Below are 21594 nucleotides of genomic sequence, written 5' to 3' on the forward strand. Positions count from 1 at the left end.
GGCGCGGCGGGGCGCCGTGGCCGTCGCCGCGCGCCCGCCGGGGGTCTCGGGAGAGCCCTTAGGCTGAGAGCCATGACCCGCCTGATCCTCGCCACCCGCAACGCCGGAAAGATCACCGAGCTGCGGGCGATCCTCGCCGCCGCAGACCTGCCGCACGACCTCGTCGGCGCGGACGCCTACCCGGACATCCCCGACGTCAAGGAGACCGGCGTCACCTTCGCCGAGAACGCCCTGCTCAAGGCGCACGCGCTGGCCCGGGCGACCGGCCTTCCCGCGGTCGCCGACGACTCCGGCCTGTGCGTGGAGGTCCTCGGCGGCGCGCCCGGCATCTTCTCGGCCCGCTGGTCCGGAAACCACGGCGACGACGAGGCCAACCTCCGCCTGCTGCTTGCCCAGTTGGGCGACATCGCCGACGGGCACCGGGCGGCGTACTTCGCCTGTGCCGCCGCACTCGCGCTGCCCGACGGCACCGAGCGTGTCGTCGAGGGACGGCTGCGCGGCACGCTGCGCCACGAGCCCGCCGGCACCAACGGCTTCGGCTACGACCCGATCCTCCAGCCCGAGGGGGACACGCGCACCTGCGCCGAGCTGACCCCCGACGAGAAGAACGCGATCAGCCACCGCGGAAAGGCGTTCCGGGACCTCGTGCCGGTCGTCCGGGAACTGCTGGGCTGACGGTCCCGCGGCCAGGGGCCCCGGCACAGAGGAAGGCCTGCGCATCCGACTGCCCGATGCGCAGGCCTCACACGTGCGGCGGAAGGGATTCGAACCCTCAAGCCCGATCAAGGGCCACAGATCCTAAGTCTGCTGCGTCGCCTGTTGCGCCACCGCCGCAGGTCGCCTGTCATCGTACCGGCCGGGCGGATCGCCCCGGGCGGGAGTTCGGCCGGACCGCGCGACGCCCGGACGGAGCAACGGGCCCCGACCGGCGGACCGTCGCGTGCGGGGCGGGCGCGGCCCGCCCCGCGGGAGCGGGGCGGGGCGTCGTGCACCCGGCGGGCGGACCGTCCTCAGATGCCCAGATCCTTGATGATCTTGGCGACGTGGCCGGTGGCCTTGACGTTGTAGAGGGCCCGTTCGACCTTGCCGTCCTCGTCGACGACGATCGTGGAGCGGATGACGCCGACGACCGTCTTGCCGTACAGCTTCTTCTCGCCGAAGGCCCCGTACGCCTCCAGGACGGCCTTGTCCGGGTCGCCGACCAGCGTGACCTTCAGGCCCTCCTTCTCACGGAACTTGGCGAGCTTCTCGGGCTTGTCGGGGGACACGCCGATCACGTCGTAGCCCGCGCCCGCCAGCAGGTCCAGGTTGTCGGTGAAGTCGCAGGCCTGCTTGGTGCAGCCGGGCGTCAGGGCGGCCGGGTAGAAGTAGACGATGACCTTGCGGCCCTTGTGGTCGGCCAGGGAGACCTCGTTGCCGTCGGCGTCGGGCAGGGTGAAGGCGGGGGCGGTGTCGCCGGGCTGGAGTCGCTCGCTCATCTCGTTCGGTCTCCTTGCGGGGTGGTGGATACGGACCCGAGCGTAATGGGGGTGCCGGGCGGTGCGCGGCGGGCGGAGCTGACAGACTGTCGATCAGAGAAGCGGGCCGTCGGGAACAGGCCACGGAAGAAACGACCACGACCACGGAGGCAGCGCGTGTCGGACACGTCGAGCACGCCGGACACCAGAACTCCGGCGCAGATCGAGGCGGACATCAGACGCCGCCGCGAAACCCTCGCCGAGACGCTCGACGAGATCGGTGTGCGCGTGCACCCGAAGACGATCGTCGGGGACGCCAGGGCCAAGGTGGTGTCGAGCGTGGACCACTCGCTCGGCCGCGCCTACGTCGGCGTCAACCGCGTCGTCGGAGACGTGAAGGGGCAGTTCGTCACCGACGAGGGCGCGCCGCGGCTGGAGCGCATCGTGCCGGTCGCCCTCGTGGTGGTGGGCCTCGTCGGCCTCCTCGCCGTGGGCTCGCGCCGCCGCCGGCGCTGACCGCGGAGACTTCCCACCCGTACCCGCCCCCGGACGGGCGGGGCGAAGCCAGGTAGGTTCGAGGCGTGAGCGACAAGAGCCATCACGACGACAAATTGCCCATCCGGATGCTGCACGACCGTGTGCTCGTGCGGCAGGACACCGCCGAGGGCGAGCGCCGCTCGGGCGGCGGCATCCTGATCCCCGCGACGGCGGCCGTGGGCCGGCGGCTCGCCTGGGCCGAGGTCGTCGCGGTCGGGCAGAACGTACGGACCGTGGAGCCCGGCGACCGGGTCCTCTACGACCCCGAGGACCGCGCCGAGGTCGAGGTGCGGGGGACCGCCTACGTGCTCATGCGCGAGCGGGACCTGCACGCCGTGGCCGCGGACCGGTTCGAGGGCTCCGAGGACTCGACGGGCCTGTACCTGTAGAAGCAAGGCGGGAAGGGGCTGGTGATCATCGTCACCGGCCCCTTCCGTCTGCCCTTTGCTACCTTTGGAAGGAACCCGACGAGACGCGCCGTACCGGGCTTGGCAAAGACGACGCACATCCCGCACGTCGTCGTCCTCGGAGGTCGTCTCCCATGGCATGGGTCCTGCTCGTCGTCGCCGGTCTGCTCGAGGTCGGCTGGTCGATCGGCATGAAGTACACCGACGGATTCACCCGTCCCCTTCCCAGCGTGCTCACCGGCGCGGGGATCGTCGCCAGCATGGTCCTGCTGTCCCAGGCCGCGAAGACGCTGCCCATCGGCACCGCCTACGGCGTCTGGGTGGGCATCGGCGCCGCCGGCGCCGCCGTGCTCGGCATGGCCGTGCTCGGCGAACCGGCGACCGCGGCCCGGATCTTCTTCGTCTGCCTGCTGCTGGTGGCCGTGGTGGGCCTGAAGGCGACCTCGGGCCACTGACCGCTCCGGGCGCGCCGGGAGCGGTCACCGGATGCCCGGAGCGCCCGGGCGCCTAGGGCGAGAAGAGTCCGTCCCCGAGGGTCGTCCCGGTACTCCCTCCGTCGTCCGCCCCGTCGTCGCCCTCGCCGCCGTCCGTGGTGCCGCCGGTGGTCCCGCCGTCCGCGGTGCCGCCCGTGGTGCCGCCGTCCGTCGCCCCGCCGGTCGTGCCGCCGTCCGCGGTGGTCCCGCCGTCCGTCGTGGTGCCGCCGTCCGTCCCGCCCTGCGTGGCGGGGGCGTCCTCGTCGCCGGTGTCCTCCCCGCCGTCGTCCTCGCCGCCGGTGTCCTGGTCCTCCTCGGACGGGGCGGTCGGCGGCAGCTCCTGCGGCTCGGCGCCCGCCTGGAGGTCGAGTTCGAAGTCCCGGACCGTGGTGCCCTTCAGGGCTGCCTTCGTGTACTGGGCCCAGATCCGCGCCGGGTACCCGCCGCCGTTGATGCGCGGCTGCCCGAGCGCCCCGTAGAGCGACTTGTGGGCGCCCGTGTCGGGGTCCTGGCCCATCACGGCGACGACCGTGGCGAGGTTCGGGGTGTAGCCCGCGAACCAGGCCGCCTGGTCCTCCTCGGCGGTCCCCGTCTTGCCCGCCGCGGGCCGCCCCGCGGCCTGGGCGGCCGTGCCCGTGCCGCCCTCGACGACGCTCCGCAGGATCGAGGTCGTGGTGTCGGCCGCCTGCCGGCTCACGGCCTGCCGGGTGTTGCGCGCGGGCAGCTCCACCTCCTCCCGGCCGTCCTTGGTGATCTTCGCGATCATCGTGTACGTGCCGTGCCTGCCGTGGTTCGCGAGCGTCGCGTACGCCTCCGTCATGTCGAGGACGCTCGCCGTGGCCGGGCCGAGCGCGATGGAGGGGTACGGGTGCAGGTCCGGGGTGTCGGCCGGGATGCCGAGGTCGACGGCGGTCCGCTCCACCCTGGCCGGGCCGACGTCCACCGCCATCTGCGCGTACACGGAGTTCACGGACTTGTCGGTGGCCGTGCGCACCGAGATGGGCCCGTAGGAGACCTGGTCCTCGTTCTCCGGGGCGTACGGGCCGCCGTTCCAGCCCTGCACGGGACGCTGGTTCGTGCCGTCGTAGATGGTGTTCGGCGTGATCGCGCGGCCGTCCTGGGTGACCGAGTCGTTCCGCACGGCCGCGGTGAACACGAACGGCTTGAACGTGGAGCCGACCTGGTAGTCCCGGCGCGTGGCGTTGTTGTAGTACTGCTTCGTGTAGTCGATGCCGCCGTACATCGCGAGGACCCGGCCGGTCCTCGGGTCGATGGACGCGCCGCCCGCGCGGACGTAGGTGTCGACCTTGCGGTTCTTCCTGTCGAGCTCGTCCATCACCTGGTCGTCGACCGCCTTCACGAAGGCGTCCTGCTTGGACTTCTGCAGGGTCGTCGTGATGCGGTAGCCGCCGGCGTTCAACTCCTCCTCGTCGACGATCCTGTTGTCGGTCAGGTAGTCGTTCACGGCCTTCACGATGTAGCCGCGCTGCCCCGACATCCCGGCCGCGATCACCGTCTGCCTGGGCTCGGGGAACTTCACCCCGGCGCGTTCCACCGCGGTGATCCACTCCTTCTTGACCATGCCGTCCAGGACGTAGTTCCAACGTGCCAGCGCCGCGGGCCTGTTCTCCGGGTGGGCGACCACGTCGTACTGGCTGGGCGCGTTCAGCAGCGCCGCCAGGTAGGCTCCCTGACCGACCGTCAGGTCCTTGGCGTCCACGCCGTAGTAGGCCTGGGCCGCGGCCTGGATGCCGTACGCGTTGCGGCCGAAGTAGCTGGTGTTGAGGTAGCCCTCCAGGATGTCGTCCTTGCTCTTCTCGCGGTCCAGCTTGATCGCGATGAAGAACTCCTTGGCCTTGCGCGTGATCGTCTGCTCCTGCGCCAGGTAGTAGTTCTTCACGTACTGCTGGGTGATCGTCGAGCCCGACTGCTTGCCCTTGCCCGTCGCGGTGTTCCAGCCGGCCCGGATCATGGCCTTGGGGTCGACCGCGGACTCCGTGTAGAAGTCCCGGTCCTCGGCGGCCAGCACGGCGTGCTGGGCGTCCTTGGAGACCAGCGCGAGCGTGACGTTCTCCCGGTTGACCTCGCCGTCGCGGGCGAGCTGGCCGCCGTCCGCGTACAGGTAGACGTTGCTCTGCTTGGTCGCCGCCTCGTTCGCCGACGGGATCGCGACCAGGTAGTAGCCGAGCGCGAAGAGGCCGATGAGCAGCAGGAGCACGGTGACGAACGTCCCGAGCACCATCCGCCACGTCGGGATCAGCCGCCGCCAGCCGGTGCGCCTGGGGCGCCTCGGCTTCTTGCCGGGCGCTGCCGGATCCCCCTGCCCGGGCCCGGGTTCCCTCGGTGCCCAGCCCTCGCTCGGCCGGTGCGGCTGGTCGCTCATGATGTGCCGGACTCCCGTTTCACGTCATACGTCTCGTACGTCTCGTACGCCTGGTGCGCCACCTTTGAAGACTGTCGCACCCGGCGATCCGTTCCCCGCGCGGAGCACGTGTCGCGCGGAGAAATTGCCTGGCACGCGGCACGGCCCCGCGGATAGGCTGCTGCGCTTTGGCTCACAGCGCCTGAAGGGGGCCCGGGGTGGGAACAGGCCGGTTGTACGCGGCCGTCGCGGTGAGCGGGTTCCGGCGGTACGCGACCTACCGGGTGGCCACCGCCGCGGGCGTGTTCACCAACACCGTATTCGGGCTGATCCTGGCATACACGTACATCGCGTTGTGGGACGAGAGGCCGGGGCTCGGGGGCTACGACCAGGCGCAGGCCCTCACGTACGTGTGGCTCGGACAGGGCCTGCACTCGGCGGTCGCGGTGATGGGCGGCGGCTTCGAGGACGAGCTTGCGGACAGAATTCGTACGGGTGACATCGCGATCGACCTCTACCGGCCCGCCGACCTCCAGGCGTGGTGGCTGGCGGCCGACGCCGGACGGGCGGCCTTCCAGCTGCTGGGGCGGGGAGTGGTGCCGATGCTGTTCGGCGGGCTCTTCTTCACCCTCGCGCTGCCGTCCGACCTGGGCACCTGGGCGGCGTTCCTCGTCGCCGTCTGGCTCGGCGTGCTCGTGAGCTTCGCGATCCGCTACCTCGTGGCCCTGTCGGCGTTCTGGTTCATGGACGGAGCGGGCGTGCAGCAGCTGGTGGGACTCGCGGGCATCTTCTTCTCCGGGCTGCTGCTGCCGCTGAACGTGTTCCCCGGCGTGCTCGGCGAGGTCGCCCGCGTGCTGCCCTGGTCGGCGCTGATGCAGGCGCCCGCGGACGTGCTGCTCGGCGAGCGCACGGGATTCGGGCTGCTGGGCACGTACGCCTTCCAGGCGTCCTGGGCGTTCGCGCTGCTCGCGGCGGGCCGGCTGCTCCAGTCGGTCGCGACCCGCAGGGTGGTGGTCCAGGGTGGCTGAGCCGCCGACGGGCACCGAGGAGCGCGCCGCCGCCCCCGACGCGTGGGCCGACGTCACGCCGCTGCGGGACGGGTTGCGCGCGTACCTGCTCATCGCGGGAATGTGGGTGCGCTCCACCATGGCGTACCGCGCCTCCTTCGCGATGACCGCCTTCGGCAACTTCGCCGCGACGGCCCTCGACTTCGTCGCGATCCTGCTGATGTTCTCCCGGGTCGACGAGCTGGGCGGCTACTCGCTGGGCGAGGTGGCGTTCCTCTACGGGCTCTCCAGCACCGCGTTCGGCCTCACCGACCTCGCGATCGGGTCGATGGACCGGCTCGGGCGCCGGGTGCGCGACGGCACCCTCGACACCCTGCTCGTCCGACCGGTGCCGGTGCTCGCGCAGGTCGCCGCCGACCGCTTCGCGCTGCGCCGGCTCGGCCGCGTCACCCAGGGACTGCTGGTCCTCGGCTACGCGCTCGCCGTGCTCGACATCGAGTGGACCGCGGCGAAGGTGCTGCTGATGCCGGTGATGGTGGTCAGCGGGGCTGCCGTCTTCGCCGCCGTGTTCGTGGCGGGCGGTGCCTTCCAGTTCGTGGCCCAGGACGCGTCCGAGGTGCAGAACTCGTTCACGTACGGGGGCACCACGCTCCTCCAGTACCCGCCGACGGTCTTCGCGAAAGAGCTGGTGCGCGGGGTGACCTTCGTGCTGCCGCTGGCCTTCGTCAACTGGCTGCCCGGGCTGTACGTGCTCGGTCGGCCCTATCCGCTCGACCTGCCGCAGTGGGTCGCGTTCCTGCCGCCGCCGGTGGCCGCGGTCTGCTGCGCGCTCGCCGGACTCGCCTGGCGCGCGGGCCTTCGTTCGTACCGGAGTACGGGGAGTTAGTTTCGTGGACACGGAGTTCGGCAGTGGTGACGGCGGTCCCGGCGGAGGTTCCGGCGGTCCCGGCGGCGAGGGGGCCGGCGGTGGCGGTGGCGGTGGCGGTGACGCGGGCGGCGAGGGCGGGTTCATCCGGCTCGACCGGGTGGAGAAGGTCTTCGACGTCCGCAGGAAGACCGGCTTCCTGCGCAGCGAGCGCCGGCGGGTACGGGCGGTGGACTCGCTCTCCTTCACCGTGGAGCGCGGCGAGATGGTCGGCTACATCGGGCCGAACGGCGCCGGGAAGTCCACCACGATCAAGATGCTCACCGGAATCCTGACGCCCAGCGGCGGCCGGCTCAGGGTGGCGGGCATCGACCCCTCCCGCGAACGGACGCGGCTCGCCCGGCGCATCGGGGTCGTCTTCGGGCAGCGCACGACCCTGTGGTGGGACCTCCCGCTGATCGACTCGTACGCCCTGATGCGCCGCATGTACCGCATCCCGGACGCGCGGTACGCGGAGAACCTCGACCGGTGCGTCGAACTCCTCGAACTGGGCGCCCTGTTGGACGTGCCCGTGCGGCAGCTCTCGCTCGGTCAGCGGATGCGCGGGGACATCGCCGCGGCCCTGCTGCACGACCCGGAGGTGCTGTACCTGGACGAGCCGACGATCGGACTCGACGTGGTCAGCAAGGCGAAGGTGCGGACGTTCCTGCGGGAGCTCAACACCGAGCGGGGCACGACCGTGCTGCTCACCACCCACGACCTCTCGGACATCGAGCAGCTGTGCCGGCGGGTCATGGTCATCGACCACGGACGGCTCATGTACGACGGGGCGCTGGCCGGGCTGCACGCGATCGGCGGGAGCGAGCGGACCCTGGTGGTGGACCTGGAGCGCGAACTCCCGCCCATCGAGGTGGAGTCGGCGCGGGTGGTGCGTGTGGAGGGGCCCCGGCAGTGGCTCGCCTTCCCCGCGGCCGCGTCGGCGGCGCCGCTGGTGGCACGGATCGCGGCCGCGTACCCGCTGATGGACCTGTCGGTGCGCGAGCCCGACATCGAGGCGGTCATCAGCCGCATGTACGCGGAGAAAGCAACCTCGTAGGCTGCTGTCCATGACGGACGAACTCCCCGGTGGACTCCCCGAACTGCGCGCCTCCGACGCCGACCGCGAACAGGTCGCCGAAGTCCTGAGGGACGCCCTCGCGGAGGGGCGTCTCGACATGGAGGAGTTCGAGGAGCGGCTGGAGGCGACCTACGCGGCGCGTACCTACAAGGCCCTGGAACCCATCACCCGCGACCTGCCCGCGCCGGGTGTGAGCGCGCCCTCGCCTGCGGTGTCGATGGTCAAGCGCCCCGACGGCGGCCGGGGTTGGGCGGACCGGATCGTCGGCGGGGGCGACGGGACGTCCCAGTGGGGCATCGCCGTCATGTCGGGGTTCGAGCGCAAGGGGCGCTGGACCGCGCCCCGCCGCTTCAACGCGTTCGCCTTCTGGGGTGGCGGCGTCATCGACCTGCGCGAGGCAGACTTCGCCGCCGGCGAGGTCGTCGTCAACTGCGTCGCGATCATGGGCGGCATGAGCGTGGTCGTGCCGCCCGGTGTCGAGGTCGTCGTCCGCGGCTTCGGTCTGATGGGCGGCTTCGACCACCGCGAGGAGGGCGTCCCGGGCGACCCGGGCGCCCCGCGCGTCGTCGTGACCGGCTTCGCCTTCTGGGGCGGCGTCGGCGTCGAGCGCAAGGTGACCAGGGCCGAGCGGCTGCGCCAGAAGGAGGAGCGCCGCCTGGAGAAGGAGGACCGCCGCCGGGAGCGGCTGGAGCGCAGGGCCGCCCGCCGGCAGGAACTGGGAGCGGGCTCCGGTGCCAGGGACGACCTGGACGACTCCCTGGAGGAGGCCCGCTCGATCCACCGGGCCGCCATGGAGGGGCACCGGGACACGCACAGCGGGCGGCACGAGGAACTCCACGAGCGCCGCGGCGACGACCGCGAGGAGCGCCGCCGGGCGCGGCAGGACCGCCGCGAGGAGCGCCGCGACCGCGACTGAGCCCTTTCGGCCGGTCCCCGCCCGGGCCGCCGAGCAAGCGCCCGCCGCCGGATGCGCTCCCGTGCCGGGCCGCTACCGGTCCCGAGGTGGCCGGGTGGCTGAGTGACGGGACGACCGGGTGACCGGGTCGTCCGGGGCGCGGACCCGGGCCCGCCGGTTCCCCGCCCCTCCCTCCCGACGGCGCGTCACAGCTCCGCCGGAGCCGCCCCCTTCAGGGAGTCCAGGTCGAAGACCTCCGCCATCCGCTCGTAGCCCTGGTCGCTCGGGTGCAGATGGTCGCCGGAGTCGTAGTGCGAGCGCAGCCGCCGCGGGTTGTACGGATCGCGCAGCGCCTCGTCGAAGTCGACGTAGGCGTCGTAGACCCGCCCCGAGCGGATGCGGGCGTTGACGGCCTGGCGGGTGTCCTCCAGGTGGGGGCGGTAGCCGCGATGGCCCTGGAAGGGCATCAGGGTGGCGCCCACGACCCGCAGCCCCCGGGCGTGCGCCTGCCGCGTCAGCTCGCGCAGCCCGGCGACGATCCTGTCCGGGTCCGTCTGGTTCGGCGTGCGGAGGATGTCGTTGACGCCGAGGACGACCACGACCGCCTTGACGTTGGTGCGGCCGAGCACGTCACGGCCGAAGCGGATCAGGCCGCTCGGGTTCTCCGCGGGGCGCCCGAGCCCGCTGGACAGGACGCGGTTGCCGCTGATGCCCTGGTTGACCACGCTGTAGCGCGGCCCGTCGCGGCTGTCGCGCAGCCGGTCGGAGAGGACGTCGGTCCAGCGCCGGTTCTCGCCGACGGTCGAGGTCACGCCGTCGGTGAGCGAGTCGCCGATCACGACGACCGAGCCGACCGACTCGTTGCTCAGCACGTCCACCGCGGTCAGGTAGCGCCAGTACGGCGTCTGCCCGGTGTACGGGGTGCCGGTGGGGTCCTCCGTACGGTCGCCCTCCGCCGTGTACGAGATCTGGCGCGCCTGCGGGTGGAAGGTGACCGGTCCCGACGGAATCGGCGAGTACGTCGTCACCAGCACGTCCGTGTCGTGCGGGATCGCCAGGCGCACGGCGTCGCTCGTCACCTGCCGGCCCGCGGGCACGACCACCGAGGTCCGGCCGCCGAACGTGAGGCGGCGCATGGTGCCCCCGGCCGCGGCCGCGCTGTTGGCGGTGGCCGCCACGGCGATCGAGGCGTGCGTGACGCTGAGCGGCTGCTGCCCGTAGAGGTTCGACAGGGTGACGCGGGCCGCGGTGCCTCCGACACCCGTGTGGACCACGTTGCGGACCGAGCGGCCCGCCATGCCGTTCTCCTCCGTACCCGGTTCGGCTCCGGCCGGGGACGCCGACCAGGCGCCCACCCAGGTGCCCGCGGAGGCGGGGGCCGCCGGGTTGTGCTGGCCGCGGCCGCCGGCGACCGTGTTGCGCCGGTCGCCGCCCTCGTCCGCGGCGACGCCGAGGTATATGGCGGCTGAGATGACCACGACGACGGCGACGAGCGCGGCCAGCAAGGCATAACCGTGACGCTTGGTCATGCGGTGCGTGTCTCCTAGGGCAGCGGGGAGCACGGGGGCTCCGATGTGATCACCCCATGATGGGGCATGACACGGAAGGAGGCCGACAGGACCGCCATTGCCCCCACAGATCTCCCCCGCGGGTACAGACGCCGGGAACTCCTGTTCCGTTCCAGGAGTCGGTCAGGTTGGGACAATGGGTATGGGGGACTGGGAACGGGTGGAGTGGATGGAACGCACGAAAGAGGACGAAACCGACCCCGGGGGCAGGCATGCCCGGCCCGGAGGTGTGGCCAACCCCACGGCGGCCGGCCGCGCCCCGGGCAACCGGGCGATGGGCGCGTTCAGCGCGGCCGACGAGGAGAAGTTCCGCGGCGTCCGCAGGATGAAGCTCACGGCCACCGGCCTGCTGCTGGCGGTCGCCGTCGTCTACGTGCTCGCCACATGGGCGGGCAACTCCGGCGCGGGCGCGTGGACGGGGTACGTCGCGGCGGCCGCCGAGGCGGGCATGGTCGGCGCGCTCGCCGACTGGTTCGCCGTCACCGCGCTGTTCCGCCGCCCGCTCGGCCTGCCGATCCCGCACACGGCGATCATCCCGACCAAGAAGGACCAGCTAGGCGTCTCCCTGGGCGAGTTCGTCGGGGAGAACTTCCTCTCCGGGGCGGTGGTGCGGCAGCGGCTGCGCTCGGTCGGCATCGGCAGCCGGCTCGGCGCGTGGCTCGCCCGTCCGGAGCACGCCGACCGGGTGACGGCCGAACTGGCGACCGCGCTGCGGGGAGCCCTCGCCGTGCTGCGCGACTCCGACGTCCAGGCCGTCGTGGGCGAGGCCATCAACCGGCGGGCCGACGCCCAGGAGATCGCCCCCGGCATCGGCAAGATGCTGGAGAGGGTCGTCGCGGACGGCGGCCACCGCAGGGTCGTCGACCTGGTCTGCGTACGCGCCCACGACTGGCTCGTCCTCCACAACGACCAGGTGATGGACGCCGTGCAGGGCGGCGCCCCGGGCTGGACCCCGCGGTTCGTCGACAAGCGGGTCGGCGAACGGGTCTACAAGGAACTGCTGCGCTTCGTCACCGAGATGCGCGACATGCCCGGGCATCCGGCCAGGGGCGCCCTCGACCGCTTCCTCACCGACTTCGCCTCCGACCTCCAGTCGGACACGGACACCCGCGCCCGCGTGGAGAACCTCAAGCGCGAGGTCCTCGGCCGCGGCGAGGTCCAGGACCTGATCGCCTCCGCCTGGTCCTCCGTACGGCAGATGATCGTGGCCGCCGCCGAGGACGAGCTGAGCGAACTGCGGCTGCGCGTGCGCGCCTCCCTGCTCTCGCTCGGCGCGCGGACGGCGACGGACCCGAAGCTGCAGGCCAAGATCGACGGCTGGGTGGAGGGCGCCGCGGTGTACGTCGTGACGACCTACCGCGACGAGATCACCTCCCTCATCACGGACACGGTCGCGGGCTGGGACGCCGAGCACACCTCCCGGAAGATCGAGGCCCACATCGGGCGTGACCTGCAGTTCATCCGGATCAACGGCACGGTGGTCGGCTCGCTCGCGGGCCTGGCGATCCACACGGTCTCGCGGGCGCTGGGCGGCTGAGCCGGCCCGGACGGGCGGGGCGTCCGGGCCGGCCCGGACGCACGGCGGTGCCATCCGGCCGTGCGGCGGTACGGTGCGCCCGCGTGGCGGTGCCGGCCGTCCTGCCGCGAGGGCCGGACGGGCGTGGCGGGGGGCCGGACGGCCGGACCCCGCGGCCGGCGGAAGCAGCGGCCCGCTCATCCTCGCGGAGCTGACCGGCACCGGCCGGGTCGGCGACACGGCGCTCGCCTTCCGGATCGGCGCGGCGCCGATGTGCGCGGCGGGGCTGGTCGCGGCGTTCCTCGCGGTGCGGGCGGAGCAGCGCTCGCTGGAGGACATCGCGGCCCCCCTCTCCACGGTCGCCCCGGGCGCGGCGGACCCGAAGGCCGCCCCGGGTGCGAAGGGCATCCCTGGCGCCCCGGGTACCCCGGGCACCCCGGGCACCCCGGGCACCCCGGGCGCGGTGGGCGCGGTGGGCGCGGTGGGTGCGGTGGGGTGGGCTCAAAGGGCGAGGCTTCCGGGAGCGCCGACCGCGGGAACTGAGTATCCGTACTCTGTCGGGCGGGTGTGCGGACACGGAACTCTCGTTCCCATGACCGAGAAGCTGCTGGGCCCTCTGTCGAAGCGTCCCTGGACGGAACGCTGGCTGACCCGCCTGCTGGGCGCCGCCCTGTCCTCGGCGGCGTACCTCCTCTGCGTTCCCGGAGATCTGCGCACCCGTCCCGCGTCGTCCGGCACGAGTGCCGCGCCGCCCCCGGTGTCCGTCGCGGGCGTGGTGGTCCTGGCCGTCTGCCTGCTCCTGCTGGCGGTGTACTTCGGCCGCCGCGACGCGCTCGCCTGGCCCCTCCTGCTGGTGGCGGGACCGCCGGCCACGCTCATGTACGCCGCCTTCCACCGGCACCCGGAGCCGCCCGACGCGGCGCTGTGGCCGCTGGCATGGGCCTTCGCCACGCTCGTGGTCGGGGCGGGCGTGCTCGTCGCCACCTCGGTGGCGCGGCGGTTCAGGCAGGATGCGGGGGAGCCGGTGGACGGGCTGACGTACACCGCCGTCCGTGAGGAGTGTGGAGCCCCGTGAGTGTCCGCAGAGTGGTCCCCGACATCCACGCCGACTCCGCCGAGTCGATGGCCCGCAGCCGTGACTTCTACGGGCTGATGGGCCTCGAGGAGGTCATGCACCAGGGCTGGGTGATGACCCTGGCCTCCCCGTCGAACCCCACGGCCCAGATCAGCTTCCTCACCGAGGAGCGCACCGCCCCCGTCGTCCCCGACCTGAGCGTCGAGGTGGAGGACGTCGACGCCGTGTACGCGGACGTGGTCGCGTCGGGCGCCGAGATCCTGCGCGAGCTGCGGGACGAGGAGTGGGGCGTACGGCGCTTCTTCGTGCGGGACCCGAACGGGCGGGTGGTGAACGTGCTCGGGCACCGGCCGTGAGGCGGGTCAGGCACCCGTCGTGGAACCCGGGCGGACGATCATGAGGACCGTGACCGTCGCCCAGAGCAGGTTGAAGATCCCGGTGAACATGGCGAGCCGGACGGTGGCCCGGGGACCGGCGGCGACGGCCGCGGTGTCCGGCGAGTCCATCGAGCCCGCTGTGCCGGTGGCGGTGCGCGTGTCCGGGGCGGCCGTGTCGGTGGCTGCGCCTGTGCCCGGGACGGCGGTGGCGGTGGGGGCGTCCGGGCCGCCTGCGGCCGTGCCGGCGTGCGAGGCGGCTCCGGGCCCCGCGCCGTCGACCGCGTCGAGAAGCGCCTCCTGACGCGGCAGGACCAGCGCCAGGAGTACCGCGGCCGCGCACGTGGTCAGCACGATCGACACGATGAGCCAGGCGTCGCCGAGGACGCCCATGCTCTGGGCCGTGGCGAACCCGAGCACGGGCACACCGACGCCGATGCCCGCGTAGACCCGGCAGATCCGGTGCAGCAGGCGCACGGTCTCCGCGGCCCGTGGGTCTCCCGGATCGGCCAGGGCGCGGCGCGCCGCGGGCGGGAACATGCTGGCCGCCACCGTGACGGGCCCGATGGCGACGATCGCGACGAGGACGTGGAGGGCGAGGAGAAACTTGGTCACCCGGGGACCGTAGGCGGCGGGCGGGACCTCGCGGAAGTGGCGCTACTGCCAGGGTTCAACGGATTCTCGCCACGGCCCCGCAGACACCCCCGCAACCCCCCGCACCCCCTCGACACGCGGCCGACACGCCGCCGCCGCACCCCGCCCGCCCCGGCAGGAACGGGCAGGACCGGGCCGTACGGGTTGGCGGGAACCCGTGGCCTGCCTAGTCTTTCGCCATGCACACCGTGGCCGTACTGGCGCTCGACCAGGTCATCCCGTTCGACCTCTCCGCCCCGATCGACACCTTCGGCTGGGCACGGCTGCCGGACGGCCGGGCGCCCTACCGGATCAAGGTCTGCTCGGTGGCCGGCGAGGTGGCGGCGGGCGCGTTCACCGTGCGGGCGCCGCACGGCCTGGAGGCGCTGGCCGAGGCGGACACGATCATCGTGCCGGGGACGGCCGAGCCGACCCTCCCGTTGCCGCCCGGTGTGGCCGAGGCCCTGCGCTCGGCCGCCGCGAGCGGCACCCGGATCGCCTCGATCTGCGTCGGCGCGTTCCTCCTCGCCGCCACCGGGCTGCTGGACGGGCGCCGGGCCACCACGCACTGGATCGCCGCGGCCGACCTGGCGGCACTGCACCCCGCGGTGAGCGTCGACCCGAACGTCCTCTACGTCGACAACGGCCAGTTCCTCACCTCGGCCGGCGCCGCCGCGGCGATGGACATGTGTCTGCACATGATCCGCAGGGACTACGGCTCGGCGGTCGCCGCGCACGCGGCCCGGATGTGCGTCATGCCCCTCGAACGGGAGGGCGGGCAGGCCCAGTTCATCGTCCACGCCCAGCCCCCGGCCCCGGTCGGCGCGACGATGGAGCCCCTGCTGGTCTGGCTGGAGGAGAACGCCGGGCGCGATCTGACGCTGGAGGACATCGCCGCCCGGGCGGGCACCAGCGCCCGTACCCTCAACCGCCGTTTCCGCGAGCAGACCGGTACGACCCCGCTGCAGTGGCTGCACCGGGCGCGGGTGCGCCGGGCGCAGCACCTCCTGGAGTCCACGTCCCATTCCGTGGAACGCATCGCGGCCCAGGCGGGGTTCGGCTCGCCGACGGCCTTCCGGGACCGGTTCAGGAGGGTGGTCGGGACGAGCCCGCAGGCCTACCGGAAGGCGTTCCGGGGAGCCCCGGCGGCCTAGGACCTGCCCTCGGGGGTTCGATGGCGCTCCGGCGGCCGGGGTTCCGCGGCAGGCGTGGTTCCGCGGCCGGTGGTACCCGGCGGTCCCCACGGGCGTCCAGGGGCCCTCCGGGGTGCCCGCCGCGGAGAGTCGCGCGGACCGACCCGGGCGCGCTGTCAGCCGCGCCGGTCGGCGACCGCCCACGACGCCAGGGCCACGGCTCCGGCCACGCCGAAGACCGCGGGCCACGCCCCGACCTTCTTGGCGAGCGGGTGGGACCCGGCGAAGGCGGCGACGTACGTGGCGGTCAGCGCGCCGGCGGCCAGTCCGCCCGCCTGCTGCCGCCACTGGTTCGCGGCCGTGGCGCCCGCCACGGCGAGCACCACACCGCCGAGCTGGCGCTTCCTGGTCCAACGGGCGACCCCGTACCCGCCGATGAGCCCGCCGGCGGCCACCGCCGCGGCCGGTACCTTCGCCATCACTGCCTCCCGGTGCTGTGTTCCGGCGCTGCGTTCGCCGATCCGACCGAGGCTAACGCGCGCGTGCGGACGCCCGCGCACCACCCTGGCGCCGGCACCCTCGCGACGCCCGCCCGGGGCGCGGTCGTGCGGGTCAGGGCGCGGTGTCCATGGCCAGCCAGGTGCGCCAGACGTGGCGCGTGTTCGGCAGTTCGGGGCGGTCGAGGAGCCACAGCACATAGCCGGCGTGCAGCCGGGCCCACGGGTCATCGGACCGCCGGGCGCGGTCGAGGCGCCCGCGCAGGTCGTCCCCGTCGACGGCCCGGGCGGCGCTCACGTACACGCGGTCCTTGCAGCGGTGGGCGCGCTTGACGACGATCTCGATCAGGTCGATCAGCTTGTCCCTGACCAGCGGGTCCCGCACCACGGACGGCGCGGCCAGGTCGCGTACGAGTGCCTCCTTGGTCCCCCAGGCCTTGGCGTGCAGGGTCCACTCCGCCGGGTAGCGGGCCTCCCACTCCAGGAAGAGCAGCGCGTACGGCAGCCCCGCCCACGCGGCCGTGCCCCCGTCGCCCCGCCGCCCGCCGTCCCACAAGGCGTCCGGCAGCACGAGGGCCTTGAGCCGGTCGCACTCCTCGCGTGCGCGCCGGAAGCCGGGCTCGCGCCAGTGCGCCGCGGAGTCCAGGCCCAGGGCCCTCGCGGCGTGCCAGGCGTCACTGGCCCGGGCCTGCGCCTCGTCGGCGACCTTCCGTCCGGAGTCCAGGCGCCGGAGCGCGGCCGCCCGTTCGTCGGGGTCGTCCGATATCAGCCCGTACGCCCAGCCCAGTCGCTCGTCCCACGAAGGGGTACCGTCCCCGGCCGCACCCGCCACCTCTCCCATGGGCCCGATGATCTCCGAAGCGGGCGGGCGGGTCGAGGGTGATCCTTCCTCCGGGGCCCGGAAGGTGTGCGACGGCACCGGAACAGGCGCACTCTGGAATGAGCACTTCCGGAGGTGATCGTGATGATGAAGACCACTGTCGGATGGCATGTGGAACTGGAATTCGAGGAGGACGAGCACCGCACGCGTGCGGCCGCCCTCGTACGGCTCCCCGACGGGAGCGAGGTCAGGGCCCACGGCTACGCCAGCCGCCACCCCTCCGATTCGAACCAGCCCCGGGTGGGCGAGGAGGTGGCCGGAGCCCGAGCCCTCAACGAACTGGCGATGACGCTCCTGACCAAGGCCCACGACGAGATCGACGAGGCCTCGGGAAGGCGGTCGCATCCGCTGGCGTGACGGAGGCGGACGCCACCGGCCGTAGGGCGCCGCAAGGGTCGTGCCGTACCGCGTCCGCGCCTGCTCAAGCGAGTCCCGCTTCGGCGGAGGACGTCACGGGTCGACGCCGGGCCGCCCGGCGGGCGGGCTCACGGCGGCGGTGATGCGGCGGGCGACGTCCTCGGCCGGCTCGTGCTCCCAGAACCGCAGGACGGTCCACCCCGCGGCCCGCAGGTGCTCGGTCGTCTCGCGGTCACGGGCGATGTTCCTGTCCAGCTTCGCCCGCCACCACTCGGCGTTGGCCCTCGGCCGTGTCGCGTGCGTCGGGCAGCCGTGCCAGAAGCACCCGTCCATGAAGACCGCGACCCTGGCCCTGCCGAAGACGATGTCGATGGTGCGGCGGGGCATGCCGGGCACCGGGACGTTCACCCGGTAGCGCCGGCCGGCCGCGTGCAGCAGACGGCGGACCGCCAGCTCGGGAGCCGTGTCACGGGAGCCCTGGCGGCTCATGCGGGCGGACACCGCGGCCGAGGAGGGGATGGCATCAGGCACGAGAGGCATTGTGCCGGCGGACCGGACCGGACCGTGCGCGCTCAGGCGGGGTGGGGGCGGCGCCCCGCCCCCGCGCCCCCTCAGGCCGACGCGTCCCCGTGGCACTCCTCGTAGACCCGCCCCGACCCGCACCAGCACGCCGAGCCCCGCTGCGGCGGCCAGGCCACCGCGAGACCGCGGGCCGCGAGCGTGGTCGCGTACTGGGGGAGGAGCGAGGCGTCGGTGGGGGACGCGCCCTCCGACGCGGAGAACGCCTCGTACGACGGGACCGTGCCCGTGACGATGCCCAGGTTCGGGGTTCCCGAGGCGGCCAGTTCGGCCAGGGAGGCCTCTATCGTCGCGAGGTGCTCGCCGTGGGACGGGTACTCCGCGGACAGGGACGGGTACGCCGCGAGGAGTTCCGTGAGCTCGTCGGCCGGCCAGTGCAGGACCGCCACCGGGAAGGGCCTGGACAGGGCCTCGCGGTAGGAGCCCAGCTCCGCGCGCAGCCGGGAGATCTCGGCGCGCAGCTCCGCCGGGTCCTCGGAGCCGAGCGACCACACGCGCTTCGGGTCGTGGAGCTCGTCGAGGGAGACGGGGGACGAGTGGAGCGTGTCCGCCAGGGTGTCCCAGTCGTCGTGGGGCAGGCCCAGCATGCGGCGCACCCGGTGGCGGCCGATGACGAGCGGGCGTGTGGCGTAGGGGGGTTCGGCCACGTCCGTCAGCAGGAGGACCGCGCCCTCGGTGAACGCCGCCTGGGCGGACTCCAGTTCGTCGTGGGACTCCAGTGCCTCGGCCACGATCACCCAGGGCGCGGGGTCGCGGGGCGCGCCCGCGCGGACGCCCTCGATGATCGCCCGTGCCTCCGCCTCGTGGCCGTACTCCCAGAGGTTCGCCGCCTTCAACGCCCGTACCAGGAAGGGGTTCTCCAAGGGCGTGCCGCCGGCGAGCAGGCGGTCGTAGAGGGTGGAGGCACGGGGGCGGTCGTCGGCGAGTTCGAGGTGGGCCGCGGCCTGCAGCAGCAGGTGCTCGGCGTCCTCGGGATAGAGGCCGGCTGTCCGTTCGAGGCGTGCTGCTTCGGCGTTGTGGTCGACGTACTCGGCAGACGTGTCGGGGCGCATGGGTGACACCGTACTGCCGACGGCCGACAGAGGAGAGGTATCTGCAGGCCAGCGGGGAGATCGTGGCCGTGAGCGGCCGGTACCGCGCCGCACCCGCCCGTCCCGCGCCGCCGTGACCCCCGGTTCCGCGCCGCATCCCGTGCCTCCGCGCCCGCGTCCTGCCCCGTTCGAGGCGGGCACAGGGATGGTGTCCTCAGGGGGCAGCCCTTATCGTGCGGCCCTCCGACCCCGGCCGCTCCGCTGCCCGGCGGCACGGTCGCGGGCCGCCGCTCCCGCTCGGAAGGAGGCGTACGCATGCGGGTCCCCGTCGTGCACCAGCGCGCCCGGCGGCGGCGTGCCCGCTGGGCCCGGGTGCTGCGGACCGGCGCCGAGGCTCTCGTCACCGTCGGCGTCGTACTCCTCCTGCTGGTGGTCCATCAACTGTGGTGGACCAACCGGCAGGCCAGGGAGGGCGCCGAACGGGAGGTCCGGGCCCTGGAGCGGCAGTGGGACGGACAGGACCCCCCGGGGACCCGCGACCCCCTCGCGGAGGTCCTTCCGGGGACCGGCCCGGGCACCGAGGGCGCCGACGGCACCGGCGGCACCGGCGGCGGGGGGAGCGGCGACCGCGCCGGCACCGCGGTCCCGGACCCCGCCGCGACGCCCGGCCGGGACCGGGCCTACGCCGTCCTCACGATCCCCCGCCTCTCCGTCCGCGTCCCCGTGGCGGAGGGCGTCGGGAAGCCGGACGTCCTCAACAAGGGGTACGCCGGGCACTACCCGGGCACCGCCCGGCCGGGCGCCGCGGGCAACTTCGCCCTCGCCGGGCACCGGAACACCCACGGCGAGCCCTTCCGGCACATCGACCGGCTCCGCAGGGGCGACGAGCTGAGGGTCGAGACCCGCTCGGCCGTCCACACGTACGTCGTCGACCGCACCCTGCCCCGCACCTCGCCCGGGGACACCGGGGTGATCGGGCCCGTGCCCCGCAGCGCCGTCCACCCGGGGTACGGCTACGGAGCGCCCGGCCACTACCTCACGCTCACCACCTGCACCCCGGAGTACAGCTCCGCGTACCGCCTCGTGGTCTGGGCGAGGCTCGCCGCCACGCGTCCGCGGCCGGACACGTCCTGAGCGCCCCGGTGACCCGTCCCGGGTGCGCCGGCCGGCCCGCCCGGTCCCGCCTTCCCGGGGCGGACCGGTCCCGGACGCCCCGCCCCGGGAAGGCGGGACCGGTCCGGGGGCCGTCCCGCCGCGCCGCGCCTCGGCTCACGCCCGCTCGCGGAACACCAGCATCCCCAGCGCGCCCGCCGCCGCCAGACCCGCCGAGACGGCCAGTGCCAGGTCCGTGCCCCGGGCGGGCGTGTCCGACGAGGTGACGATCGCGATGGTGAGGGCGACCCCCGCGCACGAACCGATGTACCGGAACGTCTGGTTGGCGCCCGAGCCCATCGCGGCGCGCGCCGCGGGCACCGACTCGACGGCGACCAGCGGCAGGGCCGCGTTCAGCAGGCCGCTGCCGACGCCCGCCACGACCAGGCCGGGCAGGAGCCGCGTCCAGGAGCCGGCGCCGATCGCCCCGAGCATCGCGAGGACCCCGGCCGCGTGCAGGGCGAAACCGAGGGCGAGCTGGTGGCGGGGGGAGACCCGGCCGGCCAGCCGCCGCGCCTGGAGTGCGACGGCGAAGGAGAGGCCGGACCACAGGAGGAACAGCCACGCCGTGTTCATCGCGGACATGCCCAGCGACTGCTGGAGGATCGCGGGCAGGAAGCTGAACAGGCCGATCACCGCGAGTCCCGTGAAGAGACCGCCGGCGGACGAGGCCAGGAAGGGCGCGCGGCGCAGCAGGCCCGGATCGATCATGGGGGTCGCGGCACGGCGTTCGACGAGGACGAACACGAGGACCAGCAGCGCGGCCGCGGCGACCAGCAGGCCCACCGGCGCGCGCAGCCAGCCGTCGCGCCCCAGGGTGAGGGCGGCCACCAGCGAGACCAGGGCCGCGCCGAAGGTGAGCGCGCCCGCGATGTCGGGGCGTCCGCCGCGCGGGGCGCGGGACTCCGAGAGCGTACGGGTCCCGAGCAGTGCGACGAGCAGGGCGGCCGCGCCCAGGACGGCGTAGGCGGCCCGCCAGTCCCAGGTGGCGAGCGCGCCCGCGACCAGAGGGCCGGTCGCTATGCCGCCGCTGACGAAGGCGCCCCAGACGCCGGTGGCGCGGACGCGTCCGGCTGCGGTCGGGTACGCGTGCACGAGCAGGCCCAGACTGCTGGCCAGCACCGCCGCGCTCGCCGCGCCCTGCGCGATGCGGGACAGGGTGAACAGCCAGGTCGAGGAGGCCAGGGCGCCCAGTGCGGTGGTCAGCCCGAGCGCGAGGGTGCCGCCGAGGAAGACCCGGCGGCGGCCGTGGTCGTCGGCGAGGCTGCCCGCGACCAGCAGCAGTGCGGCGAGGCCGAGCGGTGTGCCGTTGAGCAGCCAGGCCTGGGCGGAGAGCGGGGTGTGCAGGGAGGCGGCGGTGGCGGGGAGCGTGACCATCGGCGCGGTGTACGTCATCAGGGCCACGGCGGTCGCCGCGCTGGTGACGGCGAGCGTGGCGCCGGGGCGCACGGGCGCGGGCGGCACGGCCTGCCGCGCGGCGGGCGTCGTGACGTCGGGGGGTGTCATGGGCTGCCCCTTCGGAGCGAGCGGCTGGATTCCGGGATGAGGTGCGGCGAGGTGCGGTGAGGTGCGGCGGAATGGGTCGGCGCCGGCTGGGGCCCGGCGTCGACCCGACGCGAGTTCAATGAACGAACCGACCTGGCCGCACCGACCGTAGCATCACGGGTTCAGTGAATGAA

The 21594-nt window shown here is 73.8% G+C and carries 23 protein-coding genes, 1 tRNA gene, 1 pseudogene and 1 riboswitch; of the genes and pseudogenes, 15 read left to right on the top strand and 10 right to left on the bottom strand.

Going from position 1 to position 21594, the window contains the following annotated elements; translation table 11 throughout:
- The first annotated feature begins 72 nt into the window (after positions 1-72).
- Positions 73-675, top strand: a complete 603-nt coding sequence (gene rdgB, locus IE265_RS32005) for an RdgB/HAM1 family non-canonical purine NTP pyrophosphatase (protein WP_190039255.1) — start codon at positions 73-75, stop codon at positions 673-675.
- A gap of 74 nt (positions 676-749) precedes the next feature.
- On the opposite strand, the gene IE265_RS32010 is transcribed toward rdgB, so the two are convergent.
- Positions 750-834, bottom strand: a tRNA-Leu gene (locus IE265_RS32010).
- 176 nt (positions 835-1010) lie between these two features.
- Positions 1011-1478, bottom strand: a complete 468-nt coding sequence (gene bcp, locus IE265_RS32015; RefSeq protein ID WP_190039256.1) for a thioredoxin-dependent thiol peroxidase — start codon at positions 1476-1478, stop codon at positions 1011-1013.
- A gap of 156 nt (positions 1479-1634) precedes the next feature.
- Between bcp and IE265_RS32020 the strand changes: the two genes are divergently transcribed.
- From IE265_RS32020 to IE265_RS32030, 3 genes are all read left to right on the top strand, one after another.
- Complete coding sequence (locus tag IE265_RS32020) at positions 1635-1973, top strand: DUF3618 domain-containing protein (protein ID WP_190039257.1); 339 nt, start codon at positions 1635-1637, stop codon at positions 1971-1973.
- Between the two features lie 107 nt (positions 1974-2080).
- Entirely contained in the window at positions 2081-2383 is a 303-nt protein-coding gene (locus tag IE265_RS32025; protein WP_051707732.1) for a GroES family chaperonin, read from the top strand.
- Between the two features lie 56 nt (positions 2384-2439).
- A riboswitch (guanidine-III (ykkC-III) riboswitch) is annotated at positions 2440-2501 on the top strand.
- Positions 2502-2535: 34 nt separating this feature from the next.
- A complete protein-coding gene (locus IE265_RS32030; protein ID WP_190039259.1) occupies positions 2536-2856 on the top strand; it encodes a DMT family transporter in 321 nt (106 codons plus the stop codon).
- 52 nt (positions 2857-2908) lie between these two features.
- Here IE265_RS32030 and IE265_RS32035 read toward each other — a convergent pair whose 3' ends face one another.
- Positions 2909-5257, bottom strand: a complete 2349-nt coding sequence (locus IE265_RS32035; protein WP_190039260.1) for a transglycosylase domain-containing protein — start codon at positions 5255-5257, stop codon at positions 2909-2911.
- 197 nt (positions 5258-5454) lie between these two features.
- Between IE265_RS32035 and IE265_RS32040 the strand changes: the two genes are divergently transcribed.
- The 4 genes from IE265_RS32040 (at position 5455) to IE265_RS32055 (ending at position 9141) form a co-directional block, all read left to right on the top strand.
- Positions 5455-6264: an ABC transporter permease gene (locus IE265_RS32040; RefSeq protein ID WP_190039261.1), complete on the top strand. Its 810-nt coding sequence runs from the start codon at positions 5455-5457 to the stop codon at positions 6262-6264.
- The gene (locus IE265_RS32045) at positions 6257-7129 is read left to right on the top strand and encodes an ABC transporter permease (RefSeq protein ID WP_373303071.1); all 873 of its coding nucleotides are present in this window, start codon (positions 6257-6259) and stop codon (positions 7127-7129) included. Before IE265_RS32040 ends, IE265_RS32045 begins: the two co-directional genes overlap by 8 nt.
- 124 nt (positions 7130-7253) lie before the next feature.
- Positions 7254-8204, top strand: a complete 951-nt coding sequence (locus IE265_RS32050; RefSeq protein ID WP_190039322.1) for an ABC transporter ATP-binding protein — start codon at positions 7254-7256, stop codon at positions 8202-8204.
- Between the two features lie 10 nt (positions 8205-8214).
- Positions 8215-9141, top strand: a complete 927-nt coding sequence (locus tag IE265_RS32055) for a DUF1707 SHOCT-like domain-containing protein (protein WP_190039262.1) — start codon at positions 8215-8217, stop codon at positions 9139-9141.
- A 185-nt stretch (positions 9142-9326) separates the two neighbouring features.
- Here IE265_RS32055 and IE265_RS32060 read toward each other — a convergent pair whose 3' ends face one another.
- On the bottom strand, positions 9327-10649 hold the full coding sequence (locus tag IE265_RS32060) for an SGNH/GDSL hydrolase family protein (protein ID WP_190039263.1): 1323 nt from the start codon (positions 10647-10649) through the stop codon (positions 9327-9329).
- 208 nt (positions 10650-10857) lie between these two features.
- Between IE265_RS32060 and IE265_RS32065 the strand changes: the two genes are divergently transcribed.
- The 4 genes and pseudogenes from IE265_RS32065 (at position 10858) to IE265_RS32075 (ending at position 13635) form a co-directional block, all read left to right on the top strand.
- The gene (locus tag IE265_RS32065) at positions 10858-12225 is read left to right on the top strand and encodes a DUF445 domain-containing protein (protein WP_190039264.1); all 1368 of its coding nucleotides are present in this window, start codon (positions 10858-10860) and stop codon (positions 12223-12225) included.
- A 151-nt stretch (positions 12226-12376) separates the two neighbouring features.
- A pseudogene (locus tag IE265_RS38750) lies at positions 12377-12622 on the top strand (MFS transporter); the annotation flags it as partial.
- A gap of 174 nt (positions 12623-12796) precedes the next feature.
- Positions 12797-13279: a hypothetical protein gene (locus IE265_RS32070; RefSeq protein ID WP_190039265.1), complete on the top strand. Its 483-nt coding sequence runs from the start codon at positions 12797-12799 to the stop codon at positions 13277-13279.
- A complete protein-coding gene (locus tag IE265_RS32075) occupies positions 13276-13635 on the top strand; it encodes a VOC family protein (RefSeq protein WP_190039266.1) in 360 nt (119 codons plus the stop codon). Before IE265_RS32070 ends, IE265_RS32075 begins: the two co-directional genes overlap by 4 nt.
- 6 nt (positions 13636-13641) lie before the next feature.
- Here the strand turns inward: IE265_RS32075 and IE265_RS32080 are convergent, their stop codons facing one another.
- The gene (locus tag IE265_RS32080) at positions 13642-14268 is read right to left on the bottom strand and encodes a protease (protein ID WP_190039267.1); all 627 of its coding nucleotides are present in this window, start codon (positions 14266-14268) and stop codon (positions 13642-13644) included.
- 218 nt (positions 14269-14486) lie between these two features.
- Here IE265_RS32080 and IE265_RS32085 point away from each other — a divergent pair, with 218 nt between their 5' ends.
- Positions 14487-15440 (top strand): GlxA family transcriptional regulator, encoded by a 954-nt coding sequence (locus tag IE265_RS32085; protein WP_190039268.1) that lies wholly within the window; start codon positions 14487-14489, stop codon positions 15438-15440.
- Positions 15441-15595: 155 nt separating this feature from the next.
- Here IE265_RS32085 and IE265_RS32090 read toward each other — a convergent pair whose 3' ends face one another.
- Both IE265_RS32090 and IE265_RS32095 read right to left on the bottom strand, forming a co-directional pair.
- Positions 15596-15898 (bottom strand): hypothetical protein, encoded by a 303-nt coding sequence (locus IE265_RS32090; RefSeq protein WP_190039269.1) that lies wholly within the window; start codon positions 15896-15898, stop codon positions 15596-15598.
- A gap of 133 nt (positions 15899-16031) precedes the next feature.
- Positions 16032-16757, bottom strand: coding sequence for a hypothetical protein (locus IE265_RS32095; protein ID WP_190039270.1), 726 nt, complete (start codon positions 16755-16757; stop codon positions 16032-16034).
- A 123-nt stretch (positions 16758-16880) separates the two neighbouring features.
- On the opposite strand from IE265_RS32095, the gene IE265_RS32100 reads away from it, so the two are divergent.
- Entirely contained in the window at positions 16881-17153 is a 273-nt protein-coding gene (locus IE265_RS32100) for a DUF1876 domain-containing protein (protein ID WP_190039271.1), read from the top strand.
- A 93-nt stretch (positions 17154-17246) separates the two neighbouring features.
- Here the strand turns inward: IE265_RS32100 and IE265_RS32105 are convergent, their stop codons facing one another.
- Complete coding sequence (locus IE265_RS32105) at positions 17247-17693, bottom strand: very short patch repair endonuclease (protein WP_229916763.1); 447 nt, start codon at positions 17691-17693, stop codon at positions 17247-17249.
- 71 nt (positions 17694-17764) lie between these two features.
- Positions 17765-18784, bottom strand: a complete 1020-nt coding sequence (locus IE265_RS32110) for an SEC-C domain-containing protein (RefSeq protein ID WP_190039272.1) — start codon at positions 18782-18784, stop codon at positions 17765-17767.
- Between the two features lie 294 nt (positions 18785-19078).
- Here IE265_RS32110 and IE265_RS32115 point away from each other — a divergent pair, with 294 nt between their 5' ends.
- Positions 19079-19897: a class E sortase gene (locus IE265_RS32115; protein WP_190039273.1), complete on the top strand. Its 819-nt coding sequence runs from the start codon at positions 19079-19081 to the stop codon at positions 19895-19897.
- Positions 19898-20032: 135 nt separating this feature from the next.
- Here the strand turns inward: IE265_RS32115 and IE265_RS32120 are convergent, their stop codons facing one another.
- A complete protein-coding gene (locus tag IE265_RS32120) occupies positions 20033-21421 on the bottom strand; it encodes an MFS transporter (RefSeq protein ID WP_190039274.1) in 1389 nt (462 codons plus the stop codon).
- Positions 21422-21594: the final 173 nt, after the last annotated feature.

Origin of the sequence: Streptomyces fructofermentans (genome assembly GCF_014651055.1) — a bacterium.
Taxonomy (GTDB): domain Bacteria; phylum Actinomycetota; class Actinomycetes; order Streptomycetales; family Streptomycetaceae; genus Streptomyces; species Streptomyces fructofermentans.

Bases quoted from the DNA above. Each gene is read 5' to 3' on its own strand.
- rdgB (WP_190039255.1), top strand. From the start codon at position 73: ATGACCCGCCTGATCCTCGCCACCCGCAACGCCGGAAAGATCACCGAG.
- bcp (WP_190039256.1), bottom strand. From the start codon at position 1,478: ATGAGCGAGCGACTCCAGCCCGGCGACACCGCCCCCGCCTTCACCCTG.
- IE265_RS32025 (WP_051707732.1), top strand. From the start codon at position 2,081: ATGCTGCACGACCGTGTGCTCGTGCGGCAGGACACCGCCGAGGGCGAG.
- IE265_RS32030 (WP_190039259.1), top strand. From the start codon at position 2,536: ATGGCATGGGTCCTGCTCGTCGTCGCCGGTCTGCTCGAGGTCGGCTGG.
- IE265_RS32035 (WP_190039260.1), bottom strand. From the start codon at position 5,257: ATGAGCGACCAGCCGCACCGGCCGAGCGAGGGCTGGGCACCGAGGGAA.
- IE265_RS32055 (WP_190039262.1), top strand. From the start codon at position 8,215: ATGACGGACGAACTCCCCGGTGGACTCCCCGAACTGCGCGCCTCCGAC.
- IE265_RS32060 (WP_190039263.1), bottom strand. From the start codon at position 10,649: ATGACCAAGCGTCACGGTTATGCCTTGCTGGCCGCGCTCGTCGCCGTC.
- IE265_RS32065 (WP_190039264.1), top strand. From the start codon at position 10,858: ATGGAACGCACGAAAGAGGACGAAACCGACCCCGGGGGCAGGCATGCC.
- IE265_RS32070 (WP_190039265.1), top strand. From the start codon at position 12,797: ATGACCGAGAAGCTGCTGGGCCCTCTGTCGAAGCGTCCCTGGACGGAA.
- IE265_RS32085 (WP_190039268.1), top strand. From the start codon at position 14,487: ATGCACACCGTGGCCGTACTGGCGCTCGACCAGGTCATCCCGTTCGAC.
- IE265_RS32090 (WP_190039269.1), bottom strand. From the start codon at position 15,898: ATGGCGAAGGTACCGGCCGCGGCGGTGGCCGCCGGCGGGCTCATCGGC.
- IE265_RS32095 (WP_190039270.1), bottom strand. From the start codon at position 16,757: ATGGGAGAGGTGGCGGGTGCGGCCGGGGACGGTACCCCTTCGTGGGAC.
- IE265_RS32100 (WP_190039271.1), top strand. From the start codon at position 16,881: ATGATGAAGACCACTGTCGGATGGCATGTGGAACTGGAATTCGAGGAG.
- IE265_RS32105 (WP_229916763.1), bottom strand. From the start codon at position 17,693: ATGCCTCTCGTGCCTGATGCCATCCCCTCCTCGGCCGCGGTGTCCGCC.
- IE265_RS32110 (WP_190039272.1), bottom strand. From the start codon at position 18,784: ATGCGCCCCGACACGTCTGCCGAGTACGTCGACCACAACGCCGAAGCA.
- IE265_RS32115 (WP_190039273.1), top strand. From the start codon at position 19,079: ATGCGGGTCCCCGTCGTGCACCAGCGCGCCCGGCGGCGGCGTGCCCGC.
- IE265_RS32120 (WP_190039274.1), bottom strand. From the start codon at position 21,421: ATGACACCCCCCGACGTCACGACGCCCGCCGCGCGGCAGGCCGTGCCG.